This window comes from Bacillus sp. 7884-1 (assembly GCF_002272245.1).
GTDB lineage: Bacteria > Bacillota > Bacilli > Bacillales > Cytobacillaceae > Neobacillus.
Map to the genome: position 1 here is coordinate 1 of NZ_NPDD01000007.1, position 14,408 is coordinate 14,408.

The following is a 14,408-nucleotide window of genomic DNA, read 5'->3' on the forward strand; positions in this document are numbered from 1 at the left end:
TCGGTTTGGGACTTATGCTTGGATGTTTAACAACAGCAGCAATGTTCTTCGGATTAGTGATGAACTTCAGCTTTTTCTTAGCAGGAACTGTATCTCATAACCCAACAGACATCTTCTTAGGCTTCATCATCTTAACAGCAGGCTACAACGCAGGGAAATTTGGTTTAGACTACTGGGTGGTTCCATTCATCAACAAAACAGTTGGAAAAAACAAAGCAAAGTCTGCTGCCTAAGGTAAGTAGCAGCAACGCAAAAAAGGCGATTCGTCCCCCTCGAATCGTCTTTTTTTAATGAAAAAAGGGAAAATGAATGGGTATGTTGAATTGTTAATTCTTGAAATAGATAAATAGGAAGGGGAATACTATGCAAATTTCTAGTGAATTTCAAGATAAGATTATCAATGCCTTTGGATCTGATGGAAAGGCATGGCTGCAATCTTTAGAGGACACGGTAAAAACCTATTTAGAACAGTGGAGTCTTACGAGCGAGGGTCCTGTGGGGAATCTTTCTTATAATTATGTATTAAAGGTAAGAGATTCTAAAGGAACACCATTAATTTTAAAGCTGGGTGTCCCAAACTTTGACACTGCTAATGAGATGGTAACCCTACAAGCATATGATGGCGCTGGCTGTGCCAGGATTCTGAAGTCTGATCAGAAAAGTGGCGTTATGCTGCTAGAGCGGCTTGTACCAGGAATCATGCTTTCAGAGGAAACCGATGAAATGATTGTATTGGAGAATTACATAAAAGTTTGGAAGGCTATTCGTAGACCTGTGCCAAATGGAGGGGAGACGCCATCGCTTACACACTGGTTTGAGGGACTTAAACGCTACCGGGAAACAGGGGATGTGCAGATTTCAAAGGAACATATTCAGTTAGCAGAAGAGTTTTTTCAACAGGTCATACATACTTCGGAAGGTCCTGAACTGCTTCATGGTGATTTGCACCATGAAAATATTCTGTATTCAGAGCAAAAAGGCTGGATGGCGATTGACCCAAAAGGCGTTGCAGGGGACCCGTATTTTGATGTCGTTTCCTTTTTAATCAATCAACTAGATTCAAAGGCTCAGCCAAAGAATATCCTGAAGCTCAGAGTGGATACAATCAGTGAGCAGCTGGGACTTGATCGCGGGCGGCTACTAAAAGCTTCGATTGCCTTAGGGACACTTTATGCATCCTGGGGGATAGAAGATCATGACCCAGACTGGGAAAAAACCTATCAATGTGTAAAATGGTTTATTGAATTTCGAGAGTAATGAACCCAAACCTATTTAAATAGAATGAAAGGAGGTAAAGTTTTAAAAAATGTTATCGTGAATGGTGGTAATGGAATGAAGGAAATAACCATTGACCCTTATATACACGTGCGTATGGTGAAAAGCTTTGAATACGATCCGAAGGGTACGAAAATCAGCTTTATTTCTGACTTTACAGGGGTGCCACAGGTTTGGGAGCTTGACCGGGAGGACAGGTGGCCAGCGCAAACCTCTTTTTCTATGAAAGGAATCACCTTTATTAAGTATATTGCTGGGTCGTCGGATTTGGTCTTTGGGATGGATGCAGATGGCGATGAAAAAGAGCAATTGTACTTATTAAAGGAGGATGGCGAAAAAATTGCACTGACCAACTCACCTGAACATCTTCATTTGTTTGGTGATAGCTCACCCGATGGAAAATGGATTGCCTGGTCGAGTAACCGCCGGCATCAAGCTTTTTTAGATATTTATATACAAAACTTGGAGACCTTGGAAATTCGCCGTGTATTTACCGGTGATGGAACCTTTATGGTTGAAAAATGGTTTCCTGATGGAAAGTCTCTTTTAGTTAAAAAAACAAACACGCCCCTTGATCATGATTTAGGGGTATTTTCACTTTTAACAGAAAAAATGGATTGGATTACCCAGCATAAAGGCGAAGCAGGCTATAAAGATATCCATTTTAATAAGGAAGCTGATCATCTCTATCTCTTAACCAATCAAGGCAGAGAGTTCTTCGGGCTGGCAATGATCCAGATAGCAAGTAAGCAATTTACCTGGCTCGAGCGAGGCGAGTGGGACTTTGAAGACCTAGTCATGAACAAGGATAAGAACAAATTAGCATTTTCGATGAATGAAGGGGGAGTATCCAAGGGCTTTCTAGTCGACTTGGAGCGAACGACCTTTTATAACTGGGAAACTCCTATGGGCGTGATGTACAATCTAAGATTTTCACCAGATAATCAAAAGCTTGGATTTGTGTTAAATGGACCTGCACATCCTCCTGACATCTGGGAGGTTGACCTAAAGACCATCCAAGCAAAGCGGCTTACCTACATTTCTCGCACACGGATTCTCGAGGAAAAATTAGTCGAGCCTGAACCGATAACATTTCCATCCTTTGACAACCTGCCCATACCTGCTTTTTACTATAAGCCTGCTAATAATAAGAAGAAATCCCCCGTTGTTGTCTATATTCACGGAGGGCCGGAGAGTCAAAGCCGCGCCGTATACAGCCCCTTTTTGCAATATTTCTTAAACCAGGGTTATGCGGTAGTTGCCCCTAACATCCGCGGCAGTACAGGTTATGGAAAAAGCTATTCTCATTTAGACGATGGGCGAAAACGAATGAACGCAATAAAGGATGTTATTTTTTTAATGAAATGGCTGAACAAAACAGGGGATATTGATGCTGAGAAAGCAGCGATTGTGGGTGGAAGCTATGGTGGATTCGTCGTACTGGCTGCCATCAGCCACTTTCCGGAACTTTGGGCCGCAGCCATCGATATCGTCGGAATGTCAAGTATCCGAACTTTTTTAAAAACAACAAGTCCGTGGCGGAAAAAGCTAAGAGAGGCGGAGTATGGAACGATTGAAGGTGATGGCGGCTTTTTTGACCAAATCGACCCTTTGAATCATGCCGATAAAATTAAAGCACCGCTAATGGTCATTCATGGCGTCAATGACCCGCGAGTTCCCATCCAAGAATCAGATCAGATTGTGAAGAAGCTTAAGGAGCGAAATCATCCCGTCCAGTATAACCGCATCGAAGAGGAAGGACATACGATGATGAAGCTGAAGAATAAAATAGCTTCCTATACAGAGATGGCGGAGTTTCTAGAAAAGTATTTAGGAAAGTAGTCAGGGTGATACCTGGCTATTTTTTAATAGGATAATAGTAGGGTTTTTTGTAAAACTTCTAAACAGAACAAATGTTTTGGTGTAAGATAAGCTATAACAACAAAAATAGAGGTGGATTTAACTTTGAATGGTACCGCACATACAGCAATCGGAGCCGCAACAGGATTTATCGCTGCCAACACCTTTCATTCCTCTCCCACTGAGACAATCATTCTCGTTGGACTAGGAGCGGTTTCAGGTTTAATGCCTGATTTAGATATTGATGGAAAGCTTCGCGGCAAAATTACCTTATCCCATAAGGTGATTCGATTGACGGCATTATTAATTGGAATCATGATGGTTTTTTATAGTTTTTATGAGGGAAGAGCAGCAGAAAAGTGGTTTGGTATCGGGAGCGGTTTGGTGATTATGATTGTCTCGTCACTCATCAAACAAAAGCATATGTTAACCATTACAGGAATTGGTGTCCTAATCGGAGGAATATCGTTGTCTGAAGTATGGTTAATTCTGCTAGGGGTGTTTGTCATCATTGCGTCTATTACCTCGCATCGCAGCTATACACATTCCATCTTGGGTGTCATTTTCTTTGGGATCATCGCTTCAAAACTAGAGGTATCACTTGGAATCGATGGTGTTTTCTATGCCTGTCTTGGGGGATACATCAGTCATTTACTGGCCGATCTAAAAATATTGCCGTTTAATAAGCGTGGGATTAAGCTATTCTTACCTGTTTCAAAAATAGAATTATAGTTTAGAACAGGTCACATCGAAGTTGGTGTGACCTGTTTTTCATAAATTATCTATAGCCAATGGATTGCAGGACTTGGTCGTGAATTTCATTCCCTAAGACAGTATAAATGCGGGGAACCCGCTTCCCAATCAAACAGACAACCTCATAGTTAATCGTCCCCATGAGAAGTGCGATTTCATCAATCGATTGAAACGCGTTGTCATTTCCTCCAAAAATAATCACTTCATCTCCTTGCTGACAGGAGGGTACGTTTGTAACATCGATCATCGTTTGGTCCATGCATACACGTCCCGCCACTAAAACCTTTTGTCCCTGTAAGAGAAATTGCCCGCAGTTGGAAAGGTGTCTTGAGAGTCCATCTGCATACCCGATTGGAAGGGTGGCAATTACCCTTTCACTTGAAGGAGTAAAGGTGCATCCATAGCTAACTGGCTGCAACTTGGCTGCTTTTTTAAGTCCAGCAATTTTCGTTTTAAGCGTCATGGCTTGCAGAAGTGAAATGGGATGTTCCTTTAAAGACACGTCCGGATACAGACCGTATAATCCAATTCCGACACGGACCATATCCAGGTGCATTTCAGGAAAATTCATTGTCCCAGCGGTATTACAACAATGCTTTAACGGGATAGAAATTCCGTTGTCATTTATAAAAGAAATAACAGAACGAAATCGTTCGAATTGCTGTAGTGTATAGGATGGATCCTCACTATCAGCGTGAGCGAAGTGAGTGAAAATACCTTTTAGAGTGACAAATGGTGACGTTAATGCTTTCATTGCTAAATCCAGTGCTTCTTCTCGGGTCTGTACACCTATTCTTGTCATTCCCGTATCGATTTTTAAATGGATGGACACCGATTTTTGAAGAACCTCGGACTGAAAAATAATTTCGTCAAGTACGTCCTCACTAAAAACGGTTAAATCAACCCCGGCAATAATCGCCTGCCGAATGGAGCGGATGGGAGTATATCCTAATATAAGAATGGGCTCAGATATTTCTGCCTCACGCAGTTCGATTCCTTCATCCAAGGTGGCTACTGCTAGAAAATCGGCACCAGCATCTACTGCTGCTCTAGCAGCCGGAACGGCTCCATGACCGTAACCATCTGCTTTTACCACAGCCATCAAGTTCACGGAAGCTCCAATATATTTTTTAAATTGATTGATATTATGTTTAATGGCGCCTAAGGATACTTCAGCCCATGTATCTCGATAACTCTGTAGATTCACAATTCTCCCTCCCTAAATTCCTATGAAAAAACCCTCAAGATAAACTTGAGGGTACCAAGATGGTTAGTTCAATACGATTTCTTTTTCCAATGCTTTTTCCACTGGTACATATTCATAGTTAAGGTCTTTTGCAACCGCTTCGTAAGTAATTTCGCCGTTCGCAACGTTCACACCAAGCTTTAATGCAGGATTTTCAGAGATGGCCTTTTGAACACCCTTGTTCGCAATTTGCAAGGCATATGGAACAGTCGAGTTTGTAAGAGCCATTGTAGATGTTCTTGGAACCGCTCCAGGCATGTTGGCAACGGAATAGTGAACGACACCGTGTTTTTCAAATGTTGGGTTGTCGTGAGTGGTTACGTGGTCAATGGTTTCAACGCTTCCGCCTTGGTCAATCGCAACGTCCACGATAACAGAACCAGGCTTCATCGTTTTAACCATTTCTTCTGTTACTAGCTTAGGAGCTTTTGCCCCTGGGATTAATACTGCACCGATTACTAAGTCAGCTTCTTTCACTGATTCAGCAATGTTGAATGGATTGGAAATTAATGTTTTAATTTGGTTTCCAAAAACATCATCTAAGTAACGAAGACGTTCTGCGCTTAAGTCAATAATGGTTACATCTGCACCTAAACCAATCGCCATTTTTGCAGCGTTTGTTCCGACAATACCGCCGCCAATGATGGTAACCTTACCACGGCTTACCCCTGGAACACCTGCTAGCAGGATCCCTTTACCGCCATTGAATTTCTGTAGAAATTGTGCCCCGATTTGTGCAGACATACGGCCAGCTACTTCACTCATTGGTGTAAGAAGCGGAAGCGTACGGTTAACAGATACAGTTTCGTAAGCAATCGCGATTACACCGCTATCTTTTAATGCTTGTGCCAATGCAGGTTCTGCTGCTAAATGAAGGTAGGTAAATAATACTAAACCTTGACGGAAATATTTGTATTCACTTTCAAGTGGTTCCTTCACTTTCATAATCATTTCAGACTGATTCCAAACATCAGCTGCTAATTCAATCAATTCAGCACCAGCTTGAGCGTAATCCATATCCGAGAAACCGCTTCCAATTCCAGCCCCTTTTTCAACGATTACTTTATGCCCAGCTTGTACAAATGAAACCACCCCAGCTGGAGTAAGTGCCACACGGTTTTCATTGTTTTTAATTTCTTTTACTACGCCAATTATCATTATTGTTATCCCCCTTAGAAGTCTTAAGTAATTTTTTCTGACTTTAGAATAATCCTTTCAAAACCATTTTTCTTTGTTTAGAATGTAGAAATAATACGATTCTATTTGTGGATTTACACAAAACGTTCACAAATGCCTTGATATAAAAGGAAAAATAGTAGGGCTTACATATGAAAAAAATAAAATTTTGTTTTGTCTATATTTTCAAACAGATGGTGCCTGTCACCAAGGTGAACACCTTTTAGGTGTCACCAAGGTGAACACCTTTTAGGTGTCACCAAGGTGAACACCTTCTAGGTGTCACCCTGGTGACAGGCACCACTATTATTTGAACTTTTCAAGTTTAAGGTCTAGGTAGAGGGTTATTTTTTGGTTTGGATCTTTTAGATTAATTTCACCAATTTCGGATATACGTTTGAGCCGGTAATTTAGTGTGTTTGTGTGTACATTTAATTGATTTGCTGCTTCATGGACATTGCTATCTTTGTTTAAAAAAACTTCTAATGTTTCGACGAGATCGGTGTTGTTTTTTTTATCATATTCTTGAAGCCTTTTTAGAGAATAGTTTTCGATCTGGTCTGTACCTGCCTTTTCTATCAATACATCAATATACTTATAGATTCCTAAGCTTTGGTAGCCATGGATATTTTTTGCTTCACTAGGGAATTTTCTCTTTACTGCTAGTACAGTTCGAGCTTCTTTGTGCGCTTTTTCCACTTTTCCTAAATCGCAATAAACACTGCTATAGCCCTGGACGATTGATTCAATTCCAAATCGTTCCTTCATCTTAGCAACAAACAGCTCACAAAATGCATTTAGTTTATTCACTGGCTGCTCAATTCCTTCAAGAGAAATAAACAAGATTAATTGTTGATGGTCAATAGTTTGCAGTAAAATCTTTGGCAGTTGAATCGTTTTTAATAAGTAGGCTATATGCTTTTCATCTTCTCTTTCTAATTCCTTTGAAAATTGAAAGACGGCAACCGCAAATAACGAGGGAGGTGAAAATTGCAACGCATGAAACTTACTAATAATTTCTTCATTGGAAGAAAGATGACTCGTTAACAGCTGCCAAAAAAACTCTTGAAATTGCTCTTCTTTTTTATTTTTACGATTCTGGAGCTGAATCAGTTTATTTTTAGTTGCGTCCGCCGCTCGCTTTAAACAGTCCATTTCTTTTTCGCCTAAAGTTTTTTCAATCTCTAATGCCCAAATGAATCCGAGGACTTCATCATTCTTCCAAATGGATACTGCAACTCTATTTCCTAGCCCAATCTCATCCACAGTCTTAACCCTTACAGGCTCAGTGCTGCTTAACAAGGAAGGAATGACTCCTTCCTTCCATAAGGAATTAATCACTTTTTCCGGTACACGGCGGCCGATAATCGTAGCAATCCGTGCCGGATCGGTTCGATCATCATGGGTACTGTAGGCAAGGAGACGATGGTTTGCATCTTCTATCGTTATTGGACAATGTAATGCTTCACTTACCATATCTGCAAATTCTTCTAGACTATCAAAACTTGCGCGAAACGGATCATTTTTCATCTATACCACCTCTATCAATGAGATTGTGCACTTTGTAACGTATTTGTCATTTAAAACAATATTCTTTTAATAAATTTGTCTTTATTTCACAATATAAAATATTCACAGATATGTTATATTAATTTCACAAAGATTTCACTTTTATTATTTTCTATCCCATTGTAAACGCTATCATTCGAAAAAAGAATAGGAGGATATTATTTAAATATAAACAGTAGGTTTAATTCGAATAATATTGTATCTTTTTTACTGTAAAAGGGAAATAGGAGATTTAAACTAAAATAGGGGGTAGACTATGCAAAAAAATCCAAATCAATTACAAAGAGGTTTAGAGGAAAGACATATTACGCTAATGTCTTTAGGAGCAGCGATTGGGGTAGGTCTGTTTCTAGGGTCAGCAACTGCGATTAAGCTTGCGGGACCTGGTATTATTCTTGGGTATGCATTTGCCGGTATGATTATGTTCTTTATAATGAGGGCGCTTGGTGAGATGGCGATTCAAAAACCAGTTGCCGGATCATTCAGTCAATATGCTCGGGACTATTTAGGCGCCTTGCCTGGTTTCCTAACAGGATGGAATTATTGGTTCTTATGGGTTGTAACGTGTATGGCTGAGATTACAGCAGCAGGAATCTACATGGAGTATTGGTTTCCTGAAGTACCTCGCTGGATTTGGGCATTGGCCGCACTAGTGATCATGGCTTCCGTCAATTTCTTAAATGTAAAAGCCTATGGTGAACTTGAATTTTGGTTTGCGCTTATTAAGATTATTACGATCGTATTCATGATAGTAAGTGGTCTTGGAATGATTGTATTAGGGATTGGTAATGGCGGAATTGCAACTGGTATCAGCAATCTTTGGGAGAATGGAGGAATCCTTCCGAATGGGATCACTGGTGTATTAATGTCCTTACAAATGGTTATGTTTGCATTCTTAGGTATTGAGATGATTGGGATTACTGCCGGGGAAGTAAAGAATCCTGAAAAAACACTTTCAAGAGCGATTGATACCGTATTTTGGAGAATTCTTATTTTCTATGTAGGTGCCTTGTTTGTCATTATGTCGATTTATCCTTGGACTGAAATTGGAGCGCAAGGCAGTCCGTTCGTTTTGACCTTTGATAAGCTTGGAATCCCTGCTGCAGCTGGAATCATAAACTTTGTTGTCTTGACCGCTGCGCTTTCATCGTGTAACGGCGGTATATTTAGTACAGCACGGATGCTATTTAACTTAGCTGAAAATGATGAGGCACCAAAGGGATTAGGTAAATTAAACAAGAATGGTGTTCCTAGTAAAGCCGTGTTTGTTACAGCGGGTGCCCTATTAGTGGGTGTTGTTCTTAACTATTTAGTACCAGCAAAAGTATTTACATGGGTAACAGCGATTTCAACGTTTGGTGCGATATGGACTTGGTCAATGATATTATTATCTCAAATCAAGTATCGAAAGGGACTAACTCCAAATCAATTGAGAGGCTTAAAATATAAGATGCCGTTATTCCCATTCACATCTTACTTTTCATTAGCGTTCTTACTTCTAGTAGTAGGGTTAATGGCGTTTTTCCCAGATACAAGAATCGCTTTAATCGTTGGACCGCTCTGGCTCGGGATTTTAACTGCCTTCTATTATGGTAAGGGATATCATAAACGAGAAAAGGTAAAGCAGGAACGAGTTAAACAGGTCGGATAAAAAATAAAGCATGTTTTTGGCAGGCAATTAGTCTTCCAAGAACATGCTTTTTTACTATTTGAATTTTCTGGTATAATTTTGTTGAGTAACAAACATTTAAACACAGTAGGGAGAGGGAGTTTTGGAAGGTTTCTTTGGGCTGGCTTTAAATATTATCATCACCATTTATTTAGTAATTGATTCTAAAAAGCATGGTAAAAGTCCTATTCTATGGGGTATTCTAGGTTTCGTTTTTGGTGCGATTGCTTTAGGAATCTATTTAATTAAGACCGGCCGAAAAGTGGCAGGCTGGATCATTACGATTCTTAGCATCCTAGGATATTTACTTTTAATCTTGTTATTTGGATTGGCGATTTTATTTGCAGTCGTAGGATTTTCATGATTTTTTTCAAAAAGGAAGGGAGTTCTCTTCCTTTTTGTTATCTAGCAGCAACTATCGACTTCCTTTTGTACAACCAAGACCCAAGTATAAAGGTTGCAGCTCCCCAAAGGATCAATACTCCAATTCCAAACCAGAGTGTGCCTGAGAATAGACCTGTTTCATACACCATACTGTCTCTCAATCCTTCGGCAAAATAGGTTAGCGGAAGAATATTGGATATCGGCTGCAGCCAATCGGGCATCGTTTCAATCGGAAAGAACACGCCGCTTAAAAACATCATTACGAAGCTGACGATGTTTGCCACTCCCATATATGCATTTTGTGTTTGACTAAATGAAGAGATGAGGTAACCTAAAGCATTAAAGGAAAGAGCCCCGATTAAAAAGACAATGAGCAAACTGAAAATATTGATGTAAAGGTTTGCGCCAAACACAAAGACCCCGATTAAAGATAACAGAAGAATTTGGACAACGCTGAATAACAGCCGCATGACCATATCGCTTAAGCCGAAAATTCCCATTTTGGCGGGTGTCATCCTTAGTCTTTTGATTAAGCCTTTACGGCGCATTTCTACTAAATCCACCATTCCGAACATCCCGCCCTGAGCAATCGATAAAGCAATCATCCCTGTTAATAGAAAATCTGTGTAATTTAATTCGTTACTGCCACTCGTAACGGATTCAAATTGAATATCAAAGGTTGAAGCTGCACCTACAGCTGCCAGGTTTGCCTGCTGAACCAATTTATCGAGAATCGCCGATAATGCTTGCGTGGTTACGCCTTGTTCATCTTCCTTGTTGACTACAAGGACGAAAGACGTATCCTCCGCGGATTCAGGTAAGACAATGGCTGCATCGACTTCTTTATCTTTCACCCATTGATCAGCTGTATCTCGGCTAACCGGTGCGCCACTTTTCACATCAAGGATGGACAGTTGATTGATTTGCGTTAACAGCATTTCCGAGGTCGGATTTGGATTGTCCGCTACAATCGCAATTTCAGATTGAAATTCGTCATCTGAACTTCCGCTGAAAATCACCATAAAGATGACCATCAAAATAACAGGGAAAAAGATGCCCCAAAACCAAGCTTGTTTTTCACGAAGGGTCAATTTTAATTGCGCTGAGAACATTTTTTTAAACTGATTAAAGTTGTTCAAGCTAATCCCTCCATTCCTTACCCGTGAAAGCGATAAACACATCCTCAAGACTCATTTCACGAATGGAAACCTGTTCGACCTGATATTCCTTTTCCTTTGTAAATTTAAACAATTCTAAAAGTGTATCCTCAGGCTTGATGGTCCAAAGCTTCAACGTTGTACCTTCAAGCTCTGTCCGGGAAACGGAGTTAAGATTGCTAGCAAATGTATCTGCTGCCGATGCCGCTTCTTCTCCATCTAAAAAGGATAACCGAACTTCTCTTTCTTTGGTTAGTTTTTCAATGAGGGCGGAAGGGGTATCAATGGTTACAATATTACCTTGGTCAACGATACATACTCGATCGCTTAGCTTTTCGGCTTCTTCCATATAATGTGTGGTTAAGATAGTCGTTTTTCCTAACTTCTTTAGCTCGAGAATAATATCCCATATATGACGGCGTGCCTGTGGGTCAAGACCAGTTGTCGGTTCATCAAGGAAGATGATATCGGGATCACTAATCATCGCAAGTCCAATTGCAAGCCTTTGGCGCTGGCCGCCAGATAGTTTTATTACCTGGTTTTTACGATGTTCAGTTAAATTGATGAGTTCAAGAATTTCTTCAGTGGGTCGAGCCTTTTCGTAAAAAGTGGCGAAAAGGTCTAGATTTTCTTCAGGAGTTAATAGGTCAAACATCGCACTAGATTGGGGCTGAACACCAATCTTCATTTTAATGGCTACCGCATGTTGGCCCCAGTTCATATTTCCAAAATGTATTTCTCCGTGGTCAGGTGGTACCAAGCCTTCAATCATTTCAAGTGTGGTCGTTTTTCCAGCCCCATTTGGCCCAATGATGGTGAAAACTTCTCCTGCCTCTACCGAGAAGCTAATGTCCTGTACAGCCCTAATGGATCCAAATGATTTTTGTAAGTTCTTTACCTCTAAAACGTTCATTTCTTCTCCTGCCTTTCCTTGACACTTCGAGCTATTGTGGGATACAAGGTGCCCTGTTTTTGTATATGTTCAGGAGGAGGAATTCATTCGAACTTTGTATACATTACTTGTATTTAGAGATGTTCAACATTCAGTCATAACTTTTCAAACAAACTGTGAACTTAACACTACACCTATGTTATTAACGCTCGAAACCTAATATAGTGTAAGTATAAAGAACAAACAAATTTTGAAAGGCGGAATGACTTATGTTTAACAATTTTTTAAGAGAAAATAAGATCTCTGCAGCTATTTTAACAATCATCCGTTTATACCTCGGCTACGCTTGGTTCACAGCAGGTTTTCATAAAATTACAGGCGGCTTCGACGCATCTGGCTTCCTAAAAGGAGCGATTGCAAATCCTGTAAAAGGTCCAGATGGCAATATGGTTTACAGCTGGTACGTTAACTTCTTAGAAAGCTTTGCTTTACCAAACATTGATGTGTTTAACTTCATCGTTCCTTGGGGCGAAACATTAATTGGCTTAGGACTTCTATTAGGATGCTTAACAACAGCAGCGATGTTCTTTGGTCTCGTAATGAACTTCTCTTTCTTCCTAGCAGGAACAGTATCTCATAACCCAACAGACATTTTCTTAGGCTTCGTCATCTTAACTGCAGGCTTCAACGCAGGTAAATACGGTTTAGACTACTGGGTAGTACCTTTCATCAACAAAACAGTTAGAAAAAATAAAGCAAAAGCAACAGCTTAAAGTAAGAAACAAAAAGACGATTCGGTCCCCCTCGAATCGTCTTTTTTATGCTGAACACTACCTCGTGATTTCGAGGTAAGGTAAATTCTTCTTCTACTATTATCTGATTTTACTAAAATAACCTCAACAAACGTCATTATGCTTATACCGAAATTCAGTAGATTTTAAGGGTTAAATTCCTATTAACCTACCGTTTTAACAACGTAACACTATTATTTACTACGTTACCAGAGTATAATTTTACCAAATAATAAAAGTCTGATAATTACCAATATACTATTATATTTTTAGTAAAATATATAATGAAAGCATTTACTTTTAGTAAAACTACCATTATAATAATCCTATAAACTACTAGGAGGGTTAGAATGAAGACATCAAAAATGAAATTTTTATTTCTTTTTACAATTGTAGCAGCACTGCTCTTATCAGCTTGCAGTTCATCCGATACAAAAGGTGAGGAAGCAAAGGACGGCAAAGTCAAGTTAAGGTTTGCAACGTGGGATGTAGGTGACGATGTCGAGCTTCAACAAGGATTAATCGATGAATTTAATGCGAAAAATAGCGATATAGAAGTAGTTTTGGAAGCTTATGGCGGTGATTATGACACTAAGATTACTGCAGGTATTGGTGCTAAGGATGCTCCAGATATCATGTATATGTGGAATTACCCTCAATATAAAGATGCTCTTGAACCGCTCGATTCTTATATAAAAGATAGAGGGGAAGAGTACAAGAGTAACTTTTATGAAGCATTATGGAACTACAACTCCGTCGGAGAGGATATTTACGGTCTCCCAGTAGGTTATACAACACATGTTGTTTACTATAATAAAGATCTTTTTGATGCAGCAGGAATTGAATATCCTCAAGCTGGCTGGACATGGGAAGATTTACAGCAGGCTGCTAAGAAGCTAACAGATAAAGAAAAGAAAATCACTGGATTTGCTTTCCCAGGTCAACCTGACCCCTATGATTTTGAAATGTATTTATGGGGCAATGGTACTTCTTATGTAGATAGTAAAGGCAAATTAGATGGAAATTTGAATTCCAAAAAGTCAATTGAAACGTTTACGATGTTCCAAAATATGCTCGAAGACGGTATCGCGATTACCACTGAAGGCTATGGTGATACCGAGATGAAAACAGGCAGAGTAGGTATGCTTGTTAATGGTGCTTGGTATCTGTCCGCATTTGAGGAAGCTGGTATTAACTATGGGGTGGTTGAAATTCCTTCATTTGGAGATAACCCAAGTGCAAGTATCGTTAGTTCTTCTGGTATTGCGATGTCAAAGGATTCTAAGCATAAAGAAGCGGCATTTAAATTTATGGAGTTTTGGACAGGGGAACAAGCAAATAAAGCACGACTCTCCTTTGAACTTCCAGTATTAAAAAGCGTAGTTGAATCAGAAAAGCTGCAAGAAGATCCAATTAAGAAGGTCTTTTACAACATGCTGGAACAAAGTGAAGGATTTACACCAACATCGTTTGTAACAGAGGACTGGAGTAAGTTGTCAGATGATTTAAGTTTAGTCTTTGAACAAATCTTTAATCCAAGTACACGTGTTGATCCTAAAGAAGCTTTAAATAGTGTAGCTAAGTAGGATTGTCCATTGATCTGAATGAGAATATATCATGGCAGCATGATATATTC

At 39.7% G+C, this 14,408-nt stretch carries 12 protein-coding genes and 1 pseudogene; 8 read left to right on the forward strand and 5 right to left on the reverse strand.

Annotated features, from left to right (window positions below; translation table 11 throughout):
• The 4 genes and pseudogenes from CHI06_RS00585 to CHI06_RS00600 all read left to right on the forward strand — a co-directional run.
• Positions 1-233 (forward strand): annotated as a pseudogene (locus CHI06_RS00585) (Crp/Fnr family transcriptional regulator); the annotation flags it as partial.
• A gap of 130 nt (positions 234-363) precedes the next feature.
• Positions 364-1,257, forward strand: coding sequence for an aminoglycoside phosphotransferase family protein (locus CHI06_RS00590; protein WP_095246476.1), 894 nt, complete (start codon positions 364-366; stop codon positions 1,255-1,257).
• Between the two features lie 75 nt (positions 1,258-1,332).
• A complete protein-coding gene (locus CHI06_RS00595) occupies positions 1,333-3,117 on the forward strand; it encodes a S9 family peptidase (RefSeq protein WP_095246507.1) in 1,785 nt (594 codons plus the stop codon).
• Between the two features lie 123 nt (positions 3,118-3,240).
• Positions 3,241-3,867 carry a metal-dependent hydrolase gene (locus CHI06_RS00600; protein ID WP_095246477.1) on the forward strand — a complete coding sequence of 209 codons (627 nt, stop codon included), beginning with the start codon at positions 3,241-3,243 and terminating at the stop codon, positions 3,865-3,867.
• 46 nt (positions 3,868-3,913) lie between these two features.
• Here CHI06_RS00600 and alr read toward each other — a convergent pair whose 3' ends face one another.
• The 3 genes from alr to CHI06_RS00615 all read right to left on the reverse strand — a co-directional run bounded on the left by alr (position 3,914) and on the right by CHI06_RS00615 (position 7,840).
• Entirely contained in the window at positions 3,914-5,095 is a 1,182-nt protein-coding gene (alr, locus tag CHI06_RS00605) for an alanine racemase (protein ID WP_095246478.1), read from the reverse strand.
• Between the two features lie 63 nt (positions 5,096-5,158).
• A complete protein-coding gene (ald, locus tag CHI06_RS00610) occupies positions 5,159-6,292 on the reverse strand; it encodes an alanine dehydrogenase (RefSeq protein ID WP_095246479.1) in 1,134 nt (377 codons plus the stop codon).
• A 324-nt stretch (positions 6,293-6,616) separates the two neighbouring features.
• On the reverse strand, positions 6,617-7,840 hold the full coding sequence (locus tag CHI06_RS00615) for a PucR family transcriptional regulator (RefSeq protein ID WP_095246480.1): 1,224 nt from the start codon (positions 7,838-7,840) through the stop codon (positions 6,617-6,619).
• A 295-nt stretch (positions 7,841-8,135) separates the two neighbouring features.
• On the opposite strand from CHI06_RS00615, the gene CHI06_RS00620 reads away from it, so the two are divergent.
• Together CHI06_RS00620 and CHI06_RS00625 are read left to right on the forward strand one after the other, a co-directional pair.
• On the forward strand, positions 8,136-9,530 hold the full coding sequence (locus tag CHI06_RS00620; protein ID WP_095246481.1) for an amino acid permease: 1,395 nt from the start codon (positions 8,136-8,138) through the stop codon (positions 9,528-9,530).
• Between the two features lie 121 nt (positions 9,531-9,651).
• On the forward strand, positions 9,652-9,912 hold the full coding sequence (locus CHI06_RS00625) for a hypothetical protein (protein WP_095246482.1): 261 nt from the start codon (positions 9,652-9,654) through the stop codon (positions 9,910-9,912).
• Between the two features lie 37 nt (positions 9,913-9,949).
• Here CHI06_RS00625 and CHI06_RS00630 read toward each other — a convergent pair whose 3' ends face one another.
• Complete coding sequence (locus CHI06_RS00630) at positions 9,950-11,071, reverse strand: ABC transporter permease (RefSeq protein WP_257009120.1); 1,122 nt, start codon at positions 11,069-11,071, stop codon at positions 9,950-9,952.
• Between the two features lies 1 nt (position 11,072).
• Positions 11,073-12,002 carry an ABC transporter ATP-binding protein gene (locus CHI06_RS00635; protein ID WP_095246483.1) on the reverse strand — a complete coding sequence of 310 codons (930 nt, stop codon included), beginning with the start codon at positions 12,000-12,002 and terminating at the stop codon, positions 11,073-11,075.
• 248 nt (positions 12,003-12,250) lie between these two features.
• Between CHI06_RS00635 and CHI06_RS00640 the strand changes: the two genes are divergently transcribed.
• Positions 12,251-12,754: a DoxX family membrane protein gene (locus CHI06_RS00640; RefSeq protein ID WP_095246484.1), complete on the forward strand. Its 504-nt coding sequence runs from the start codon at positions 12,251-12,253 to the stop codon at positions 12,752-12,754.
• A 368-nt stretch (positions 12,755-13,122) separates the two neighbouring features.
• A complete protein-coding gene (locus CHI06_RS00645) occupies positions 13,123-14,358 on the forward strand; it encodes an ABC transporter substrate-binding protein (RefSeq protein WP_095246485.1) in 1,236 nt (411 codons plus the stop codon).
• Positions 14,359-14,408: the final 50 nt, after the last annotated feature.

Bases quoted from the DNA above. Each gene is read 5' to 3' on its own strand.
- CHI06_RS00590 (WP_095246476.1), top strand. From the start codon at position 364: ATGCAAATTTCTAGTGAATTTCAAGATAAGATTATCAATGCCTTTGGA.
- CHI06_RS00595 (WP_095246507.1), top strand. From the start codon at position 1,333: ATGAAGGAAATAACCATTGACCCTTATATACACGTGCGTATGGTGAAA.
- ald (WP_095246479.1), bottom strand. From the start codon at position 6,292: ATGATAATTGGCGTAGTAAAAGAAATTAAAAACAATGAAAACCGTGTG.
- CHI06_RS00615 (WP_095246480.1), bottom strand. From the start codon at position 7,840: ATGAAAAATGATCCGTTTCGCGCAAGTTTTGATAGTCTAGAAGAATTT.
- CHI06_RS00620 (WP_095246481.1), top strand. From the start codon at position 8,136: ATGCAAAAAAATCCAAATCAATTACAAAGAGGTTTAGAGGAAAGACAT.
- CHI06_RS00635 (WP_095246483.1), bottom strand. From the start codon at position 12,002: ATGAACGTTTTAGAGGTAAAGAACTTACAAAAATCATTTGGATCCATT.
- CHI06_RS00640 (WP_095246484.1), top strand. From the start codon at position 12,251: ATGTTTAACAATTTTTTAAGAGAAAATAAGATCTCTGCAGCTATTTTA.
- CHI06_RS00645 (WP_095246485.1), top strand. From the start codon at position 13,123: ATGAAGACATCAAAAATGAAATTTTTATTTCTTTTTACAATTGTAGCA.